18 protein-coding genes and 1 tRNA gene are annotated in these 20,927 nt (G+C 39.6%); 12 read left to right on the forward strand and 7 right to left on the reverse strand.

The window, feature by feature from the left end:
- Positions 1-22: 22 nt before the first annotated feature.
- Positions 23-1,396, reverse strand: coding sequence for a DEAD/DEAH box helicase (locus BVC88_RS16265; protein ID WP_075351778.1), 1,374 nt, complete (start codon positions 1,394-1,396; stop codon positions 23-25).
- Positions 1,397-1,446: 50 nt separating this feature from the next.
- Between BVC88_RS16265 and BVC88_RS16270 the strand changes: the two genes are divergently transcribed.
- The 6 genes from BVC88_RS16270 (at position 1,447) to BVC88_RS16295 (ending at position 9,089) form a co-directional block, all read left to right on the forward strand.
- Positions 1,447-2,790 (forward strand): dihydroorotase, encoded by a 1,344-nt coding sequence (locus BVC88_RS16270; RefSeq protein WP_075351779.1) that lies wholly within the window; start codon positions 1,447-1,449, stop codon positions 2,788-2,790.
- A 78-nt stretch (positions 2,791-2,868) separates the two neighbouring features.
- Positions 2,869-2,944 (forward strand) — tRNA-His (locus BVC88_RS16275).
- A gap of 341 nt (positions 2,945-3,285) precedes the next feature.
- Positions 3,286-5,202, forward strand: a complete 1,917-nt coding sequence (locus BVC88_RS16280) for an amylo-alpha-1,6-glucosidase (protein ID WP_075351878.1) — start codon at positions 3,286-3,288, stop codon at positions 5,200-5,202.
- Between the two features lie 10 nt (positions 5,203-5,212).
- Positions 5,213-6,502, forward strand: a complete 1,290-nt coding sequence (locus tag BVC88_RS16285; protein WP_075351780.1) for a glycosyltransferase family 4 protein — start codon at positions 5,213-5,215, stop codon at positions 6,500-6,502.
- The gene (locus BVC88_RS16290) at positions 6,499-7,710 is read left to right on the forward strand and encodes a glycoside hydrolase family 57 protein (RefSeq protein ID WP_075351781.1); all 1,212 of its coding nucleotides are present in this window, start codon (positions 6,499-6,501) and stop codon (positions 7,708-7,710) included. Before BVC88_RS16285 ends, BVC88_RS16290 begins: the two co-directional genes overlap by 4 nt.
- 293 nt (positions 7,711-8,003) lie before the next feature.
- Positions 8,004-9,089, forward strand: coding sequence for a hypothetical protein (locus tag BVC88_RS16295; RefSeq protein ID WP_075351782.1), 1,086 nt, complete (start codon positions 8,004-8,006; stop codon positions 9,087-9,089).
- Between the two features lie 71 nt (positions 9,090-9,160).
- Here BVC88_RS16295 and panB read toward each other — a convergent pair whose 3' ends face one another.
- Genes panB through BVC88_RS16315 form a run of 4 tightly spaced genes read right to left on the reverse strand, consistent with a single transcriptional unit; the run spans position 9,161 to position 12,702 of the window.
- Positions 9,161-9,982, reverse strand: a complete 822-nt coding sequence (gene panB, locus BVC88_RS16300; RefSeq protein ID WP_075351783.1) for a 3-methyl-2-oxobutanoate hydroxymethyltransferase — start codon at positions 9,980-9,982, stop codon at positions 9,161-9,163.
- A 4-nt stretch (positions 9,983-9,986) separates the two neighbouring features.
- The gene (locus BVC88_RS16305; protein WP_075351784.1) at positions 9,987-10,481 is read right to left on the reverse strand and encodes a phosphoribosyltransferase family protein; all 495 of its coding nucleotides are present in this window, start codon (positions 10,479-10,481) and stop codon (positions 9,987-9,989) included.
- A gap of 59 nt (positions 10,482-10,540) precedes the next feature.
- Positions 10,541-11,464: a ribosome small subunit-dependent GTPase A gene (gene rsgA, locus BVC88_RS16310; protein ID WP_075351785.1), complete on the reverse strand. Its 924-nt coding sequence runs from the start codon at positions 11,462-11,464 to the stop codon at positions 10,541-10,543.
- Positions 11,461-12,702: a 3-deoxy-D-manno-octulosonic acid transferase gene (locus BVC88_RS16315; RefSeq protein ID WP_075351786.1), complete on the reverse strand. Its 1,242-nt coding sequence runs from the start codon at positions 12,700-12,702 to the stop codon at positions 11,461-11,463. Before BVC88_RS16315 ends, rsgA begins: the two co-directional genes overlap by 4 nt.
- 183 nt (positions 12,703-12,885) lie before the next feature.
- On the opposite strand from BVC88_RS16315, the gene BVC88_RS16320 reads away from it, so the two are divergent.
- The 3 genes from BVC88_RS16320 to BVC88_RS16330 are packed head-to-tail and all read left to right on the forward strand — an operon-like array spanning position 12,886 to position 14,736.
- A complete protein-coding gene (locus tag BVC88_RS16320; RefSeq protein WP_075351787.1) occupies positions 12,886-13,371 on the forward strand; it encodes a low molecular weight protein-tyrosine-phosphatase in 486 nt (161 codons plus the stop codon).
- On the forward strand, positions 13,364-14,239 hold the full coding sequence (locus tag BVC88_RS16325; protein WP_075351788.1) for a fructosamine kinase family protein: 876 nt from the start codon (positions 13,364-13,366) through the stop codon (positions 14,237-14,239). Before BVC88_RS16320 ends, BVC88_RS16325 begins: the two co-directional genes overlap by 8 nt.
- A gap of 2 nt (positions 14,240-14,241) precedes the next feature.
- A complete protein-coding gene (locus BVC88_RS16330) occupies positions 14,242-14,736 on the forward strand; it encodes a GNAT family N-acetyltransferase (protein ID WP_245803662.1) in 495 nt (164 codons plus the stop codon).
- 8 nt (positions 14,737-14,744) lie between these two features.
- Here the strand turns inward: BVC88_RS16330 and BVC88_RS16335 are convergent, their stop codons facing one another.
- Together BVC88_RS16335 and BVC88_RS16340 are read right to left on the reverse strand one after the other, a co-directional pair.
- On the reverse strand, positions 14,745-15,863 hold the full coding sequence (locus tag BVC88_RS16335) for a Gfo/Idh/MocA family protein (RefSeq protein WP_075351879.1): 1,119 nt from the start codon (positions 15,861-15,863) through the stop codon (positions 14,745-14,747).
- Positions 15,864-16,017: 154 nt separating this feature from the next.
- Positions 16,018-17,292: an aspartate kinase gene (locus tag BVC88_RS16340; RefSeq protein WP_075351790.1), complete on the reverse strand. Its 1,275-nt coding sequence runs from the start codon at positions 17,290-17,292 to the stop codon at positions 16,018-16,020.
- A 56-nt stretch (positions 17,293-17,348) separates the two neighbouring features.
- Between BVC88_RS16340 and fbp the strand changes: the two genes are divergently transcribed.
- The 3 genes from fbp to BVC88_RS16355 all read left to right on the forward strand — a co-directional run bounded on the left by fbp (position 17,349) and on the right by BVC88_RS16355 (position 20,918).
- Positions 17,349-18,395, forward strand: a complete 1,047-nt coding sequence (fbp, locus tag BVC88_RS16345; RefSeq protein ID WP_075351791.1) for a class 1 fructose-bisphosphatase — start codon at positions 17,349-17,351, stop codon at positions 18,393-18,395.
- A 60-nt stretch (positions 18,396-18,455) separates the two neighbouring features.
- The gene (locus BVC88_RS16350; protein WP_075351792.1) at positions 18,456-19,619 is read left to right on the forward strand and encodes a PQQ-dependent sugar dehydrogenase; all 1,164 of its coding nucleotides are present in this window, start codon (positions 18,456-18,458) and stop codon (positions 19,617-19,619) included.
- Positions 19,620-19,757: 138 nt separating this feature from the next.
- On the forward strand, positions 19,758-20,918 hold the full coding sequence (locus tag BVC88_RS16355) for a PQQ-dependent sugar dehydrogenase (protein ID WP_075351880.1): 1,161 nt from the start codon (positions 19,758-19,760) through the stop codon (positions 20,916-20,918).
- The last annotated feature ends 9 nt before the right edge of the window (positions 20,919-20,927 follow it).

The following is a 20,927-nucleotide window of genomic DNA, read 5'->3' on the forward strand; positions in this document are numbered from 1 at the left end:
CCTTAAAGAAATTTAACTTGTATTACTTCCCTTTATTCTTTTGATGTTTAGTCTTTAGCTGGTTTCGATTGGTCTTGGCTTTGGAGTTTTTGTTGCCACGCTTCTTTTCTTCTTTCGCTTTTTCCTTGAACAGATTCGGCTTCTTCCGCTCCTTTTTATCATGGAAAGCTCCTTTGTAATCTGGATTATCCCGCTGCATCAAGTGATCTAACTCCCGAGCATAAGCTTGTCGCTCTGCAAAAGGCGTTTCAGGCACATCCACCTGAGCCGGAATTTCGAGCTCTGGAACTTCCATTCGGATCAATTCCTCGATTCGTTGGAAATGGTAAGCCTCCGCTGGATTTACGAAAGTGATGGCCTTTCCCTCATGCTCCGCTCTACCGGTACGACCGATTCGGTGTACATAATCCTCATAGATGAGAGGCACATCAAAATTAATCACATGCGATACCAAGGTCACATCCAATCCGCGGGAAGCCACATCAGTAGCCACTAAAAGTCTAACATCCCCAGATTTAAAATCATCGATAGAATTGATCCGCGTATTTTGACCTTTGTTTGCGTGAATTACCCGAACTTCTCCTTCAACCCGATTTTTTAAATATGCATAGACCTCTTCGGCATTTTTCCTTGATCTTGTAAAAACTATCGCCCGAGCAATTTCCTCTTGCTTTAGTAGCTCTCCAAGTAAGTTGATTTTGGTTCGAATATTTGGGACTAAATATTTAACCTGTGCGATGGTCTCCGCTGTGGTTGCAGAAGGAGTCACTTCTACTCGCTCTGGAAACTCCAGAAATTCCGAAGCCAACTTTTCTACTCGATCACTGAAGGTTGCAGAAAAGAGTAAGTTTTGGCGCTTCACAGGGATAATTTCTAAAATATTTCGAATCTGAGGCATAAAGCCCATATCCATCATTTTATCAGCCTCATCCAAGATCATCGTTTTGATCTCTTTGGTGAAGATTTTCCCTTTTTTATAAAGATCTAAAAAGCGACCAGTTGTAGAAATAATAATATCTACCCCAGCCTCTATCAATTCGATTTGGGTTTTTGGACCTAATCCACCATAAAGGCAGACGATTCGTAAATCAGTATTTTCTGCCATCTGAATGGCAACTTCCTCAATCTGCATTGCCAGCTCTCTGGTTGGAGCCAAAATTAGCGCTTTCGGGTGCATCCCTTGAGCATATTTCACTTTCATTAATAGAGGCAAAATATAAGCGGCGGTTTTGCCTGTGCCTGTTTGAGCTATTCCCAAGACATCATGCCCAGCCAAAGCCAAAGGAATTGCCTTTTGCTGAATAGGCGTCGGGGCCTTGTAACCCGCAGCTGTTATCGCTTCCAGTAGCTGACGATTTAGCTTAAAAGCGTCAAAAGATGGGGTTTCATTGGACATGATTCGTTATTTTTGAAAGGAGTAATAAACCTGATTAATCAGCGAAAAAAATGAAAAGTATTTTAATCACCGGTGCAAATATAGTCAATGAAGGCCGGATAAGTCCGAATGACCTATTAGTGGAAGATGGAAGAATTTCCAAAATAGGTGCAGATCTTTCAAAAGAGAAGGCTGACATCCATATAAATGCGAGTGGAAAGTATCTTTTTCCTGGTCTGATTGATGATCAAGTACACTTCAGAGAACCTGGATTGACTCATAAGGGTGAAATTTATACAGAGGCAAAGGCTGGAGTGGCAGGTGGAACTACCACTTATATGGAAATGCCAAACACTGTCCCTCAAGCAGTCACTTTACCTCTTCTTGATGACAAATATGCTCGTGCAGCTGAAGTTTCCTTAGCGAATTATTCGTTCTACTTTGGCGCTACGAACAATAACTTAGACGAAATCCTCAAAGTTGATTTTGAAAATGTATGCGGGTTGAAGATTTTTCAAGGTTCCTCCACAGGAAACATGGTAGTTGATAATATTGAATCGCTAGAAGGAATTTTCAGAGAATGCAAAGCACTCATCGCCATACACAGCGAAAATGATCACATTATTGCTGCCAATCTCGCCGAATTCAAAGCAATCTATGGAGATGATATTCCGGTAAAATTCCATCCCAAAATCCGTTCTGAAGAAGCTTGCTATGATGCATCAAGTCGCGCTGTGGCCATGGCAAAGAAATATGGTACTCGTCTTCATATTTTACACATCAGCACAGCAAAAGAACTAGAGCTTTTTGATAATACTATTCCGTTGGAAGAGAAACAAATCACAGCTGAAGCATGCATTCACCACATGTGGTTTTCGGAGGAGGATTATGCTGAAAAGGGAAATTTGATCAAATGGAATCCCGCAATCAAAACTTCTAAAGATCGGGATGCTATTTTTCAGGCAGTTTTGGATGATAAAATCGATGTGATCGCTACCGATCATGCTCCGCACACTTTAGAAGAAAAAGCACAGATTTACACCAAGGCTCCATCTGGAGGACCGCTAAATCAGCATAGTTTGGTCGCCATGTTGGATTTCTATCATGCTGGCAAAATCAGCCTAGAGAAGATTGCTATAAAGATGTGTCATAACGTAGCAAAGCTATTCAGGATTAAAGAAAGGGGCTACATCAGGGAAGGCTACTTTGCTGATTTGGTATTGGTAGATCTTAATTCCCCATGGACTGTGTCAAAAGAAAATATCTTATCTAAGTGTGGATGGTCACCTTTTGAAGGACATACATTTAAGTCAAATGTGACTCATACGATTGTTTCAGGACATTTAGCATATGAGAATGGTAAGTTTGACGAAACTAAAAAAGGAGAGCGGCTGAAATTTTTAATAAATAATTAGAATCAGTGTTGTACCAAATTATCTTAATTATTACCTTTGCCAACCGTTAAGGAAAACATTCCACAACAAACACAAAATGGTGATTGTAGCTCAGCTGGTTAGAGCGCCGGTTTGTGGATCCGGAGGTCGCCGGTTCGAACCCGGTCTTTCACCCAAAGCCCCTCATATTGAGGGGCTTTACTTTTAAATACGAGGCCCTTTTGGCACAACATTTGACTAAAAAACAAAAAACTAAACCAATTTCAGATGTTTCCGTTATTCAAAACTTCCCCAAAATTTCCGGTGGTAAAGCCAATCAACATCCGGCAAGCGAAAAATTACCTTCGGAAATTTGAAGAATCGTTGAAAAATTTCGAAGAAGTACAAAAAGAAGCGATTCATTCTTAAAAAATCACAATTAAAACAAAGGTTATGGAGACATAACCTTTATTTTTTTGTTTTTCATTTTTCTTATGGATGCAAAACTCTATTTTTAACTCCTTAGAATTTTCTACTATGAGTTATATCCATTTCGATAAGACACAACTGGTAAACTTGAATTATTCCCTAGATCGTGAGATCATCAGGACTAATCAATCAGGGACCTACACAAGCACTACTATCATCGGCTGCAACACCCGAAAATACCATGGTTTACTGGTGGTACCTCAACCTCAGATTGATTCACAAAATCATGTAATGCTCTCAACCGTTCACGAAACGGTGATACAACATGGTGCTAGTTTCAACCTAGGCATTAGCAAGTTTCCAGGAAATTATTCTCCAAGAGGGCATAAATATCTTGAAGATTTTGACTCAGAACCCATCCCAAAACTGACCTATCGCGTAGGTGGGGTTTTGTTGCAAAAAGAATTAATACTTGATACTAACCGTGATAGGGTTATGATCCGGTACACATTATTGGATGCTCATTCTCCAACCAAAATAAGAATATCCCCATTCTTGGCTTTTAGAAGTTATCACAACCTTTCTAAAGCGAATACAATCATTAACCAAAAATTTAAAAAGGTGCCAAATGGCGCTAGTTTCCATCTATATAAAGAATACGATCCGCTTTTCCTTCAGCTCTCAAAGAAATGTGAATATGTTCCTGCTCCGGATTGGTATTACAATATTGAGTATATAATGGAGCGAGAGCGGGGCTACGACTACCAAGAGGACTTATATGTTCCCGGATATTTCGAGTTTGATATTGAAAAGGGAGAATCTGTTATTTTTTCTGCAGGATTGACAGAGGCAGACCCGAAAACCAGACAAAACGCTTTTCAAAAGGAAATTGCACGAAGAATCCCGAGGAACAATTTTGAAAATTGTCTTAAAAATTCTGCAGGTCAATTTCTCCGAAATAGAGATGGGGAAACCAGAGTAATCGCAGGGTACCCTTGGTTTGGATGGTGGGGAAGAGATACTTTCGTTGCAGCTCCTGGGCTTACGCTTACCAAAGGAGATTCTAAAACGTTTCTCAACATCATGGACACAATGTCCAAAGATCTAACTGGACCACTTTTCCCTAATGTAGGAAGCGGCGTGATGACCAATATGAATTCAATAGATGCACCTCTATGGTATTTTTGGTCCTTGCAGCAATACATTATTTATACAGGTGATAGTAAAACCATAAAAGAGCGTTATCTCGGGAAAATGAAGGGAATCATCGACGGTTATCGAGCCGGAACTGATTTCAATATTCATGTCAGGGAAGATGGATTGGTTTATGGAGGTGTTGAAGGTATTGCCTTGACTTGGATGGATGCTGTAACTCCTGACGGACCTGTAACGCCAAGGATAGGTTGCCCAGTTGAGATTCAAGCTCTTTGGTACAATGCCTTATGTTTTTATCACGAACTAACAGGAGATCAGGAAATTGCTTCCTTGGCTGAAAAAGTTCGCGACTCTTTTGAAAGAGAATTTTGGTCTATAGATCATGGGTACTTGGCAGATTTGGTAAATGATGATGAGAAAGATTGGGCAATTAGGCCAAATATGGTTTTTGCAACATCACTTCCCTATACTATGCTTAATGAAAACCAAAATGATCAGATTCTAGAGACTGTCAAATCAAAACTATTGACCAACCGAGGACTAAGGTCTCTTTCACCGGATGATCTTGCTTATAAAGGATATTATTTTGGAGATCAAATCAGTAGAGATAATGCCTACCACAACGGAACAGTTTGGGTTTGGCCCATGGGCCATTTTGTAGAAGGTTATATTAAGCTACATGGCAAATCCGCAAGTAATTTTATCAAAAAGATAATAAAGGGGTTTGACGGAGTGATGACACAATATGGTATAGGCACAGTAGCTGAAATATACGATGGAGATCCTCCTCACCGTCCTAAAGGAGCTATATCACAGGCTTGGAGTGTGGCAGAACTACTGCGAATGATGGATTTGATCAATAAGATTTAAAGGACTTTTTATGAAGGTATTAATGTTTGGGTGGGAATTTCCACCACATATTTCAGGAGGCCTAGGTACAGCTTGCTACGGCTTAGTAAAAGGAATGGTTCACCATAAGCAAGAAGTCATTTTTGTTGTCCCAAAACTTTGGGGTGATGAAGAACAAATGGCCGATTTTGTGAATGCCAGTGATATTTCTATTGACTACCGGGAGAAAAAATTTAAATCTATTTGGAAAAATCTTACCTACCTGGAAGTTAGCAGTTTCTTGGTACCCTATCTTGGCCCGGAAGAGTACCAAAAATTCACTGATTATGCTATCCATGATCGAGCAGATGTGGATGAAAGTATTTTCACAACCAAATATGAATTCAGTGGAAAGTATGGGAAAAATCTTCTGGAAGAGGTTTCTCGATACGCACTTACTGGAGCCCAAATTGCTCGAGATCGAAGTGACTTCGATATCATTCACGCCCACGACTGGCTGTCATTCCCGGCAGGAATTGCTGCTAAAGAAATAAGCGGTAAACCTTTGGTAGCACACGTACATGCTACTGAATTTGATCGATCAGGTCAATCTGTAAACAAACCGGTATACGAAATCGAAAGAGCTGGTATGCATGCTGCAGATCACGTTTGCGCAGTAAGTCAACTGACTAAAAACATTATTATTGATAAGTATGGAGTTCCTGCACATAAGATCAGTGTATTGCACAATGCAGTGCTGGATGCCTCTATAATCAAATCTACCTACAACAAAAAAGTCCCTGAGAAAATAGTGACATTCTTAGGTAGAATCACTTTTCAGAAAGGTCCTGAATACTTCGTAGAAGCAGCAAAGAAAGTGCTCGAAAGAGATCCTAACGTGCGCTTTGTGATGGCTGGCTCTGGAGACCTACTGAACAGAATGATCGACCGAGTTGCAGAACTTCGGATTGCTGACAAGTTTCATTTTACGGGCTTCTTGAAAGGAGATGACGTAGATCACATGTATGCAATCAGTGATGTGTATGTTATGCCATCAGTTTCAGAACCATTTGGCATTTCTCCTTTAGAGGCAGTTAGGCATAATACACCTGTAATCATCTCCAAGCAATCAGGAGTAGCAGAGGTACTTGACAATGCAATCAAAGTTGACTTTTGGGATATTGATTCAATGGCAGATGCCACTTTTGCACTACTTCACTATGAAGGCATTTCCAAAATGTTCAAAGAGTTGGGTACTGAAGAATTGAAAAAATTGAAATGGGAGCATGTGGCTGCCAAACTTGTCACCATCTATCAAAAAATATTAGCTGAGAAATCATGAGAACTATCTGTTTTTACTTCCAGGTGCACCAACCTTATCGTTTAAAACCTTATCGTTTTTTTGACATTGGTGAGGATCATCATTATTGGGATGACTTCCTAAACAGAAGTGTGATGCGAAGAGTAGCTCAAAAATGCTACTTGCCGATGAACGCACTTCTTTTAGAACTGATCAACAAGTATGATGGTGGTTTCAAAATCTGTTTTTCAATGTCTGGAACATTCCTTGATCAGATGGAATCCTATGCTCCTGATGTACTTGAAAGCTTTCGGAAATTAGTTGATACAGGACATGTAGAACTATTAAATGAAACTAATGGGCACTCACTTGCTTCTCTGAAAAGTAAGAATGAGTTTAAGACTATGGTGAGAGATCACCAGGAGAAAATAAAAAAACTTTTCAATGGCTATACTCCAAAGGTCTTTCGTAATACGGAATTGATCTATTCAGATCAAATAGGAGAAATGATCGCAGAGATGGGTTTTGAGGCAACACTGACAGAAGGTGCTAAGCATATCTTGGGCTGGAAAAGCCCCAACTATGTGTATTGCAATAGTATTGAGCCAAAATTGAAAGTCCTTTTAAAGAATTTCCAACTAAGTGATGATATCGCATTCCGTTTTGGAAATAAGACCTGGGCTGATTATCCATTGACGACGGATAAGTTTGTAAAATGGATCAATAATGTGCCTCAATCAGAGGAGGTAATTAATCTCTTCATGGATTACGAGACCTTCGGAGAGCATCAGTGGGCAGAAACAGGAATTTTTGAATTCATGAAGCACTTACCGGAGGCAGTTTTTAAGCATACCAATTATGGTTTCTCAACTCCTTCCGAAGTGGTAGCTAAAGTTCCTCCGATAGGTAAAATCCATGTTCCTACGCCTATATCTTGGGCCGATGAAGAGCGGGACTTAACCGCTTGGCTGGGCAACGATCTTCAGGATGAAGCATTTGGCAAGCTCTATGAATTAGAGAAAATGGTCAATCAAATCGACGATGCAGAAATTAAGCGCGATTGGACTTACCTCCAGACTTCGGATCATTTCTACTACATGTGTACGAAGTTCTTTTCTGACGGAGATATTCACTCTTACTTCAGTCCTTATGATTCTCCTTACGATGCGTTCATCAACTATATGAATGTGTTAAGTGATTTCGTGCTGAGGCTTAAAGAAAAATTAAAAGAACAAGAGGCAGAAGCCTAGAAAAAAGACCGGTTTAGCCGGTCTTTTTTTATTGGTGTTCATCTCATTCAATATGCCGATTTTGGAGCTGAAGTAGATTTTTTTCATAGGGCATTTGTCGTATTTTCAGGATAAACTAATTGTTAGGTTTTGTCAAAAATTAATTTCAACCATTTGATTTAAAGTCTTTTAAATGTTTTTTTTTGATTATTTAGAAATTCTGTGGTTCTGATAACAAGTTTACTTTTCAACTATTTGTAGCCTATTTTGGAAGAAAAAACGATCATAATTTTCTAATTCTAACATTGACTACAATGAAAACATCACTAATAACCATTCTCTTCGTTTTATTGGGGTTATTCCAGCCAGCAGATCCTTACATCTCTTCAAAAGATTACGATGTAAACGCCTTTCACAGAAACAAACAATCTTCGAAATCTCCAAAGCGAGTTTACATCCAAAAATTCCGCGCCTTATTCGAGGTTTATGAAGAGGCTTCTGCCAGTACATCAGGGTCTAAAAACGAACGTGCAAATCGTACTACAACTGTTTCAGGAACCAAAACAAGTATGGGTGTTCAGTTGAGTGGAGTGGATATTCCTGATTTTCAAAAAATAGTAGATGAAGCTTATGCTGATTTTGTAGCACAGCTGGAAGCAGATGGTTTTGAAATAATCACAGCTGACGAAGCAGGAAAGACAGATTATTATTCTGGTTATGAAAAAGTGAAAGGCGGAGCCTCATCTACAGATCAAGCAACAGGGTACGTCATGGTCACTCCTACAGGCTATGATTATTGGGTGAAAGGAATTTCAAATAGTGGTCGAGAAAAAGGAACATTCGTTGATACCAGTTCAAAACTTTCACAAGACTTAAATGATGCCTATGTAGCGGAAGCAACATTTATTTTTCCTTTTGTCAATTTGGATGCAAGTTCAACCAGCTTTGCAAATTATGCATCATCAAAAGTGAAGGCCGATATTAATCTAAGATTAGCCGCTGCGGTCGGAACTCAAGATAACGAACAAATGAGTTTAGGGAAATTTGCCAAAGGTTTTACTACCTCACCTACTCAGGGACGGTTAGCTTCCCAAGTTCGCTTTGTGGCAGGTCATATGGCTAGTTCACCGCTTTTCGATTCCAGTACAGGTCTCAAAAGGGATGTGTATTTTGGCGGAGTCTTTAAAGAAGACAAGCTGGTAGAAGTGACTTCAGCAGAAGTAGCTACTTTCAGTAAGACTGCTTATCCACAATTAGTTATGGTTTCGGGCGGAGAATTAAATTTAGCATCACATTATGTGGCTTGCGATACCGAGACCTACCTCACTGCTGCCAAAGGATCGATTCAAGAGCTGATTGGAAGTGGAATCTATAATTTCAAGACTCTTGTGAAGGACTAGATGCTCTCCTTCTCTAAAAAGCAAAAGGCTGGAAAAATTTTCCAGCCTTTTGCTTTTGTCCGATCTGAAGCTTAATAACTCTCTCCTTCGTTCGGAAAATCCTGGCTTTTCACATCCTTGATATAATTCGTAAAGGCCTCCATCATGACCCCTTGCAAATCGGCATACTGCCGTAAAAATCTTGGCTTGAATTCTTGAGTGATTCCTAACATATCATGCATTACCAAAACCTGACCATCTACTCCGCCTCCAGCACCAATACCAATCACAGGTATAGAAACAGTCTGAGCCACCTGTGTTGCTAACTCAGCGGGTATTTTTTCCAAAACAATCGCAAAGCATCCACATGCCTCAAGAATTTTGGCATCCTCCAGGAGTTTGTTTGCCTCTGCCTCTTCCTTTGCCCGAACGGTATAAGTACCAAATTTATAAATTGACTGTGGAGTCAATCCTAAATGCCCCATCACAGGAACTCCAGCGCTGAGGATACGAATCACGGATTCTTTGATTTCTGCTCCGCCCTCCACCTTGACTGCGTGCGCACCAGATTCTTTCATAATCCGGATTGCAGATCGTAATGCCTCAGAACTATTGCCCTGATAATTTCCAAAAGGAATATCCACCACGATAAATGATCGCTTCACTGCTCTCACGACTGCAGATGCATGATAAATCATCTGATCCAAGGTGATCGGAAGGGTAGTTTCATGACCTGCCATTACATTGGAGGCGGAGTCCCCTACTAGGATAATATCAATACCTGCAGCATCCACGATTTTGGCCATCGAATAATCATAGGCCGTCAGCATGGAAATCTTCTCTCCACGATCCTTCATTTCCTGGAGTATATGTGTAGTGATTCGCTTTATTGTAGCGGAAGAATAAACTGACATAAGGCTAGTGGAGATGTACGGAATAATTGTTTTCGGTAGAAAAGTCTACGCGAATATGCTCATTGAAGGTAGTAGAAAGCTCATATCCCGTGTAATCAGGCCGAATTGGAAACAAGCCGTGACTACGGTTAACCAATACTGCAACTTCCATTTTATACAACTCTTTGTCTAAAAATGGTTTCATCGCATATGCAAGTGTTTTTCCAGTATTCAGGACATCATCCACAATCAGTAAGGTTTTCCCTTGTAGATCGATGTTTTTAGAAAGCTTTACTTCAGCCTCCGCAAGATTAGATTTATCCAAGATCACTTCCACTTCCTCCACTTTCAAAGGGGATATAGCTTGAAGTTCTTTTGCTAAAAGATCTGCCAATGTCATCCCCATACCGGAAATACCAGCTAAAACGACCGCTTTAGAACCGAGATTTCTTTCATAAATCTCATAAGCCATTCGAGTGATTTTCTTCTTGATTTGCTCGTGATTGAGTACTTCGCTCATAATTCTTTTAAAAATGAAAATTAAGTATTTATGTGCGGATTCAAAATTTAATCCGTCTGCTATCTACGGTTATCCTCTTCATTTAGAATATTCAGATAGCTTTGGTAGCGGTATGGATGAATAAAGCCTTCTTCCAATTTTTGCAAAACCACACATCCGGGCTCATTCACATGCTGGCAGTTGTTGTATTTGCATTGACCAAGATACTTCCGCATTTCAGGGAAATAATGAGAAAGTTCATTATCCTCTATATCCAATATTCCAAACTCTTTAATTCCTGGAGTATCGATTAGACTTCCCTCATATTCCAATGGAAAAAGCTCAGCAAATGTAGTCGTATGAACCCCTTTATCACTAAAGGAGGATATCTCTTTGGTACTCTGTGCTGCTTTAGGAATCAATGCATTTAGCAAGGTTGATTTACCTACCCCGGAATGACCGGAAATAAGCGTTGTTTTTCCCTCTAGAAATGGTTGAAAAAGTTCTTTAGGGTTTTCAGTGTAGAGTGCTGATACTTCAATTACTTTATAGCCAAGTGGCTCATAAATTTCATGAATATCCAACAACCAATCTTCGGCGGATTCTCCAGACAATAAGTCCATTTTATTGACCACAAGGATGGCCGGGATTCTAAAACTTTCTGTACTCACCAAAAACCGATCAATGAATCCCAAAGAAGTTCGTGGATTTTTCATGGTAATTACCAGCATTGCCTGATCTATATTACTTGCAATAATATGTGAGAAATGCTGCTTTCGTGTAGACTTTCGGATAACATAATTTTCGCGAGGAAGAATCTCATTAATAACCGCAGTATCTTGATTTTCCTCCTTTTCCATTTCCACCCAATCTCCTACGGCTATTGGATTAGTCAACTTCAGTTCATCTTGCTTAAACTTCCCTTTTAGCCTTGCAGAAACTAAACTTGAATCTGTCTGAACAATATACCAGCTCCCGGTAGATTTGATTACTCTTCCTTTCATAATTTGTTTTTTAAGCTGATTTGGGATACTATTTTGGCTGCAGCTCCTCTATTTGCATCCACCCAGTCCATTGCAGAATCTTGACTTTTTCTATAATATTCAGAGTTTTGAAGATTCTCGAATACACTATTTAATTCCTCAAAATCTGCTACTTCGAAACCACAACCTTGCATTTGACTCTGAGTTGCTTCCGGGAATTTGGATTCTTTTTTCAACTTTCCAAAAATTACCGGCGCCCCAAAAGCAATCGGCTCCAATATATTATGAAGACCTTTCCCAAAGGCACCTCCCACGTAGGCCACCTTAGCAAACTGGTAAAGTGAACTTAGCATTCCGATATTATCTATAAATAGAACCTGGTAATCTACACTCTTATCCCAATCCGAATACCGAACACTTGACGCCTTAATTTTCGCTGCCCAATCTGCCATAGGCCCCGAATCAAGCGAATGAGGTGCTATTATCCATCGATAATCTGGGTTTGAATTAATCAAGGGAATTAACAAACTCATATCCTCCTCCCAGATAGATCCAGCCACCAAAACAGGTTTCTCTCCCTTCCATCTTTTGATATCCTCAAAAGTTTTAGGCTCCCTTGCTATCTCCACAACTCGATCAAATCGAGTATCTCCAGCCAGTATCCCATTCTTATAATCTATTGACTGAAGTAAGTCAATACTATTTTGATTTTGAGTGAAAATCTGATCAAAGAAGAAAAGTAAATTCCTGAAAAATGGAATCCCTTTAAAATAAATTTGGTCTGAACGAAAAGAAGCTGAAATCAGATAAAGCGGGATTTTTCGAGTTTTAATTGCGCTTAAGTGATGATACCACAGATCGTATTTGACAAAAAACACTAAGTCAGGATTAAGTATTTGTACAAATTTTTCAGCATTTCGCTTACTATCGACGGGTAGATAGCTAATGAAATCTACTTCATGCTGCGGTTTCTTGATCACATGATCATAGCCAGAAGGACTAAAAAAACTAACAACAATCTGATAGTCCGGAGAGACTCTTTTCAATGATTCAATTACGGGTCGTGCCTGCTCATATTCCCCAAGTGAGGAGACATGAAACCATACCGTTTTGGAAGATTTACCTTCTTTGAATTTACTTAACTTCTCAAACAGGCTTTTGCGACCATTTAAAAAATGAGCTATCCGGGGAATCATAAGCGCTGCCAAAGGCAGAAACAAGCGTGCTAATAAAATCCCAAACCGATAAATCAATTTCATTTTCCAAAAGTAGACAATCAGAGGCAAAACCTATTTCATCAGCTTTTCCTTTCCCGCCAAATTCCAAAGATTTTGTATTAATTCATGAAAAAAGATCTCAACTACATGCAATTCCTCCTAAAAATCAGTAATTTCAAAGCCCAAATTTTTCGTACCCTAATTTAGTCTTCCGTTCGATGTAATATGATTAAAGTGCTATTTGTATGTCTTGGAAATATCTGTAGATCGCCTTTGGCAGAGGCAATTTTCAATAAGAAAATTGAGGAGGCTGGAATTCACAACCAATTCAAATCAGATAGTGCTGGTACATCGGATTTTCATATCGGTGAGCTCCCTGACGAACGAACCATTAAGTGCGCGAGTAAACATAACCTTATAATTAAACATCGAGGAAGACAAGTCAACCGAACTGATTTAAGAGATTTTCATTACGTCATTGCGATGGATGACAGCAATCTACGAACATTAAATAATCTCAAAGAGCGATTTGGTTTCCACACAAAACAGATTTATCTCATGAGGGATTTTGCCGAAGGAAGTGAGGGACAATCTGTACCGGACCCTTATTACGGAGGTGAAGAGGGGTTTGAAGAAATCTACACAATACTCGATGAATCAATAGAGGGGTTCTTAGGAAAAGTGATCCAAACTCATCAACTCTATGTTTGATCTCAATGAGATCTACGAACAAGTACTTTTCGAATGCCTTGGAGCAGAGGCTACTTTAAAATCTGCATCACTAATTGCAGCCGGCAATCACAATCAAGGAATCCAATTAAAATCTTCAATTGGAGCATTTTTCCTGAAATTAAATTTTGATCATGAGCGTGATATTCTAGCGAAAGAAGCAAATGGATTAAGAATTCTCAAGAAATCGACATTTTTAAAAGTACCTGAAACCTATGGATCAGGTAGAATAGGTGATTATAACTACCTCCTTTCTGAATTTATTACCACGGGGAGATATCAACTTGATTATTGGGAAAACCTTGGGATTGGATTGGCTCATTTACATCTGACCGATTCGGATCAATTTGGTTTTGAAGAGGATAATTACATTGCTTCGATTCATCAAAAAAACAATCAATGCTCGAAATGGGCAGACTTTTTTATAGAACAAAGATTGGAACCACTGGCAGGAAAGGCCTATTTTGATAAATTAATTCCGCTGGAGTTTCTGAAAAAATTTCAAGAGATCTACCCAAAGATCGAATCCATTTTTCCAGATGAAAAACCTGCTTTGCTTCATGGGGATCTCTGGTCAGGAAACGTACTTAGTAATTCTTCCGGAGAACCTTGTCTGATCGATCCCGCGGTTTATTTCGGTCATAGGGAAATGGACTTGGCTTTCAGCCGGCTTTTTGGAGGATTTGATTCGCTCTTTTATGAGGCTTATGAGTCGGTATTCCCTTTGGAACCTGGCTTTGATTCCAGAATGGGCATCTATAATCTCTACCCTTTGCTCGTTCATTTGAATCTTTTTGGATCTGCATATTTACCGGGAATAGAGCGAATCGTAAATCGTTTTGTAAAGTAATCATGATCATTTTACGAAAGGCAGAAGTGGAAGATTTGGAAGAAATTCTAAAAATCAACAATCATGAAATCCTCCATTCGACGATCAATTATGACTTTGAAGCAAAAACTTTAAAGGAGCAAACCGACTGGTTTAACCAAAAAAATCTTGCCGGTTTCCCTGTCCTAGTTGCTGTTTCGCATGGGAAAATTGCAGGATTCGCGACTTACGGCACTTTCCGACCGAAACCCGGCTACCGTTTCACGGTAGAGCACTCTGTGTATTTAGGGGAAAATTTCCGGGGAAAAGGAATTGGGACTCTTTTACTGAGCGAACTGATAAAAACTGCCAAAGAAGCTGGATTCCATACCATGATCGGGGGAATCGATAGCTCGAACCAGGGAAGCTATTTATTTCATCAAAAACTTGGATTCAAAGAAGTGGCCCGCTTCAGTGAAGTGGGCCATAAATTTGGTCGCTGGCTCGATATTATTTTTATGCAGCTTATCTTAGACTGATTCCCTGATCAGGAAAGCATTACTTTTTTTCCGGTTTTGACAGCTTTAAATATTGCATCGATAATCTTCATGTCCCTTACACCCTCTTCTCCATTTACAGGGACCTCAGGCACTTTTCCATCAAAGATAATCGCAGCCATTTCATCCATTTGTACAGTTTGATGAGTCACGTGAGGCAATTCTAATGGGCCTTTATTTGTTTTTCCATTGATCGGGCCATAACCCGTTGAAGGTTGCATTTCGACCCAACCTTTTGATCCGTTCAGAAAAAATTTATCCAATCCATTCATGGCATAGGTCGATAAGCAGGAGGCAACAGCTCCACTAGGGAATCCCATTTGAAACTGAATCGTCTCGTCAATCCCGTCCTTAAATTTGACAGGATCAGTTTTTGTTTCCTGTGCAGTCACCCAAATAGGCTCCTCCCCCAACATATATCTAGCTCCGTTGATCGAATAGATTCCAATATCCATCATGGCGCCTCCACCCGAAAGTGCTGGATTTAAGCGCCACTGAGTCGGGTCGCCTATCACAAAGCCACTTAATCCTTGGAAAAATTTCAATTCTCCAAGTTCTCCGGATTTTCTCATCCGAATTGCCTCAAGCGTATTTGCTTCAAAATGCATCCGATATCCGATCAATAATTTTACCCCGGCAGCCTTGCAGGCATCTACCATTTCTTGACCATCTTTAGCATTTATTGCCATTGGTTTCTCACAGATAACATGTTTTCCAGCTTTTGCCACACGGATTGATTGTTCCTTATGGAGGGCATTTGGAGTGATTACATATACGGCATCGATGCTTGGATTATTTTTTATATCATCAAAATTCTCATAGTTGTAGCAGTTTTCAGCTGGTATTCCATATTTAGCCTTCCAAGTTTCCACTTTTGAAGGTGTCCCGCTGATTACTCCAACCAACTTTGCTCTTTTACTATCCTGCATCGCCTCAGCTACTCGGGTGCCATAACTTCCCAGTCCCATGATTGCAACTCGAAGTATTTTATCTTCCTTAAGTATTGATTCAGTAAGATTATTTTTCGCTGACAATGCCGCAATGCTGGGGATTGAAATCGCTAATGCCGACAAACTTGCTTTTTGTAAAAAAACTCTTCTTGATTTCATATGATTATAGTTTGTTTTTTTAATGGTCATTTGGAATGCCCTAGATAATCATCACCCTGTGTGAGAACTTTTCTCATGTGCATTTCATAAGGGTTAATATTAGGTTTGGAATAATGTAAAGTATTAATTTTCTGGAGCTAATGAAAAAAACTGGCTAACTTAATTTGGGTCTTCTTACCACTTGATAAGTATTTCGGGTACTTTGCTCCAATAGTGATTCAAATCCTTCGAGTTGTGCTGAGATGGTCTTCTCATTAGGATGCAAAATCGTCAAAAGCTGTAAATTCTCATTATACCGGATTTCAAAAGAGTTATGAAGTGACTTTATAAGATTTTCTAATTTAAATAACTGACTATCTATTACAATTGAAATACTAATTGCAGCAATTTGGAGCATATTCACCCTTAATTTCAATTGCTGCAACTGATCATAAACTTGATGGATATGGCTTTCCTCAATGAAAGTAAAATCCTTTACTTTAAAGCTTACCAACACTTGATTTTCTTTCAGAATAATGGTTGGAATTTGATGAGCCTTAGAGTTTTCATGGATTTTGGTACCGGCAGCTTCCGGGTCTAAAAATGATTTGACAAAAAGCGGGATTTTCAGATTCGCCAAAGGCTTAATCGTTTTTGGATGGATTACAGAAGCACCATAATAGGTCATTTCAGCTGCTTGTTTGTATTCCAATTCCTCAAAAAGCTGTGTATCTGAAAATTTCTTAGGATCAGCATTTAAAATCCCTGGAACATCTTTCCAAATAGTCACCGAAGCCGCATCCAAAGAAGCTGCCAAAATAGCTGCGGTGAAATCTGACCCCTCCCTTCCCAATGTGGTCGTCCTTCCTTTTTGATCCGCTCCTATGAATCCTTGGGTTACCACTGGATATTGATCCAAAATTGGTAGAAGTTGAGCTTGACATCTTTTCTTGGTTTTCACCCAATCAACTTTCGCAAAGCGAAAACTACTATCTGTCTGAATCAATTCTCTTGCATCCTTCCAAACAACCAATATTTCTTGAAGACAGAGGTATTCCATGACGATGTGAGTTGCGAGTAATTCCCCAAAACAAATTACCCGATCGTAATATTCATCGTAATTTGTGGGAGAGATAGGCTTTTGTAGTTCCTGATTCAAAAGGACAAAATAATTTTCAACCTTAGGGAAAATGAGATGATTTTCCGGAAACAATTCCTTACAAATCTCGAGATGGTAAGATTTTAAAATTGAACTATTCAAAGAAAAATCTTTATTCCTTAATTTATCACCGAGGAGATTTTCTAATGCATTTGTTGTTTTTCCCATTGCAGAGATTACGATTATCAATTTTTTTCGCAATCGATTACGTAAAATATCAGCTAGGTTTTTTACTCCAGCCGCATCTTTAACTGATGCCCCTCCAAATTTGAAAATTACAGTTTTTGCCATAAGAAATATTTCTTACTTTTCGAAAGTATAAACCAATTAATTGTATTTTTCTAAGCATGAAAATTCTTCCTTACCAGCCCGACCAAAGCGGTTTAGCTTACACGGTCGGCACCACTTTAGATCGATTCATCAAACTTAAGCAAAGCGATTTTCCCTATGCCTCAGGAGAGCTTTCGCAACTTCTGCGTGACATTGCACTTGCATCCAAGATAGTCAATCGCGAAACAAACCGAGCAGGACTATCTTCTATTGGAGGTGCTTTCGGGCAGACAAATGTACAAGGCGAAGAGCAGCAAAAGCTAGACGTGATCGCAAATATTCGTTTCATGAGAGCGCTCAGCAAAGGAGGCGAAGTTTGTGCCATTGTTTCAGAAGAGGAAGATGCCGTCATTGATCTTCAAAATAAATCAGGTAAGTATGTGGTTGCAATTGATCCATTAGACGGAAGTTCTAATATTGATGTGAATATCAGCATCGGAACTATCTTCTCAATTTACAGAAGAAAAACTCCTGTTGGGAGTCCCATTTTAAAAGAGGACATCATGCAGAAAGGTACTGAACAAGTGGCGGCTGGCTATGTGCTGTACGGATCATCCACCATGCTGGTATACACTACTGGATTTGGAGTCAACGGCTTCACCTACGAAAACTCCTTGGGTGAATTTTTTCTTTCCCATCCCGACATCCAAGCTCCAAAAACAGGGCAAATTTACTCTGTAAACGAAGGCTTATACAATGATTTTGATCCTTCCATCCGAAGCTATATCGAGGAATGCAAGACTAGAAAATATTCTGCAAGATATATTGGGTCTTTGGTTGCCGACTTTCATAGAAATCTCCTGAAAGGTGGGATCTACCTTTATCCCGCTACAAAAAAGAATCCTTCAGGAAAGCTCCGATTGTTATATGAAGCCAATGCTTTGGCATTTATAGCTGAGCAGTCTGGAGCGATGGCAGTAGATGGAAAGCAACGAATCCTCGAAATTGAACCGACTTCCCTTCATCAGCGGACTCCGCTTTTTATCGGTTCGGAACAGATGGTCAATGAGATTCAATCTATGATCCTAAATACAAACGGCCAAATCAAGGAATATCACCATTGAGAAAAGATTGCGATTAGTCTTACAAAGAGTTATTATCTTGTGGTTCTAAAATCAAAATCTATGAAATCTATTAAATTAAGTTGGTCACTGGCCCTTGTTGCCGGGACAATCTTTCTTTACACAAATTGTGAGACCAAAGATCAAGTTGTAGAAGAGCCTATCGATGAGACTTTTGCTGTTCAGACAGAAAAGCTTCTACTAAATGTAGACACCCTATACACCGAGTTCGAAAATCCTTGGGGAATGACCTGGCTTTCTGATGGGAAAATGCTTGTAACCGAGAAAAAAGGAGAGATCCTCATTTTTCAAGACGATAAATTTACCGGTGAAAAAGTACTAGGCTTACCCGCTGTTTGGAATGTCGGTCAGTCAGGATTATTGGATATCACGACACATCCTCAATTCGAAGAAAATGGATGGATCTATATTGCTTATGGTAAAAATATGCCGGATAGTACTGGAGCCACCACAATCATGAGATTCAAGCTAGAAGGCAACAATGCTGTACAGCAGGAAGAATTGATTACAGCTGGTCCAGCCTGGAAAGGCGGACGTCACTTCGGAAGCAGAATCGTGTTTGACAACGATGGCTACCTTTATTTCTCCAATGGTGACAAAGGAAATATGCCTGAAAATGCACAAGACCTGACTAATTCTCATGGAAAAATCCACCGAATTCATGATGATGGAAGAATCCCTACCGACAATCCTTTTGTAGGAGTTGAAGGTGCTATCGGTTCGATCTGGACCTATGGAAATCGAAATCCTCAAGGAATGGTTTACGACAAAGCAAATAATCGATTGTATGAAACTGAGCACGGCCCAATGGGTGGAGATGAGCTAAACTTGATCGAAAAAGGAAAAAATTATGGCTGGCCAGTGATTACCTACGGTCAGAATTATGATGGAACTCCTATCACGGAAATCACGGAAAAAGAAGGAATGGAACAACCTCTTACCTATTATGTCCCTTCTATTGCCACAGCCGGGGTAGCATTGGTGACTTCTGATCGATATCCTGCTTGGAAGGGCGACATACTAATCGGAGCTTTGGCTAAAATGCACATCAATCGAGTAGATATGGATGGCGCAAAAGCAGGAGCGCAAGAGATCATGCTTCAGGATATTGGACGTGTTCGACAAGTGAAAGAAAGTCCTGATGGATATATTTATGCAATTACTGAAGGAACAGGCTTATTAATTAAGTTGATTCCAATCAGATAATCTCTTTTTAAATAAAGTAATGGAGTCCCTTTGAGAAATCGAAGGGACTTTTTTATGCAGATTAATTTCAAGGTTTTTAAAATCGAATTAAACCAATTCAACTCATCATCGTTTTTTAAATATCAAAATAACAATAGTATGAAATTGAAATTCAAGTTTTTACCATTATTTATCCTTATTTCTTTTGTCAATGTGGCCTGTTCGCAAAAAACAGAAGATGGAATGCCAATTGCGGAAAGAGAAGAACTTGAATTTTCAATCCCAACGGAGAAACTTGCCATCAAGCTTGATACCTTATTCACTGGTTTACAAAATCCTTGGGGTATGACATGGCTCGAAAATGAGAAAATGCTTATCACAGAGCGTAAAGGTGAAATTCTCATTTTTGAAGATGATAAATTCACCGGTCAAAAAGTACAAGGCCTTCCGGCGATGTATGTCAATGGGCAGGCTGGCTTATTAGATATTATTCCGCATCCTGATTACTCACAAAACGGCTGGATTTACATTTCCTACGCAAAGGCCGTTCCAGGAGGAGGCGCCACGAGTATTGCTAGATTTAAACTCAATGGCAATCAGGTGACCGGATTTGAAGACTTAATCGTTACCGTTCCCGCTTGGAATGGAGGCACACATTATGGCAGCAGGATAGTTTTTGATAAAGACAATTTCCTTTTTTTCACTAATGGTGAAAGGGGATCACAAAACAATGCCCAAAACCTCACCAATTCCCATGGTAAGATTCATCGGATCAAGGATGACGGAACAATCCCAAGTGACAATCCATTTGTGAACAGTCCAAATGCAATAAAGTCGATCTGGACCTATGGAAACCGGAATCCTCAAGGAATGATTTATGATCAAGCCACTAATCGGATCTGGTCTGTAGAGCATGGCCCTCAAGGAGGAGATGAACTCAATCTAATTGAAAAAGGGAAAAATTACGGTTGGCCTGTAATCACCTATGGCATCAACTATAACGGAACTCCCATCACCAACATCACAGAAAAGGAAGGAATGGAACAGCCTGTTCATTACTGGACACCTTCAATAGCAACCTGCGGAATGACGCTGGTAACTTCTGATCGCTACCCCGAGTGGAAAGGTAATCTCCTAGTAGCAGCATTGGTCAAGCAACACATCGCCAGAATAGAACTCAATGGATCTGATTTTTCAAAAGAAGAAAAGCTATTCCAAAATATCGGACGAGTAAGACAAGTCTCCCAAAGTCCAGATGGCTATCTATATGCAATTACTGAAGGTACAGGCTTGCTTGTGAAAATGATTCCAGCGAGATGATGGTGTTTC

Origin of the sequence: Algoriphagus marinus (assembly GCF_001936475.1) — a bacterium.
In the GTDB taxonomy this organism is placed as follows: Bacteria; Bacteroidota; Bacteroidia; order Cytophagales; family Cyclobacteriaceae; genus Algoriphagus; species Algoriphagus marinus.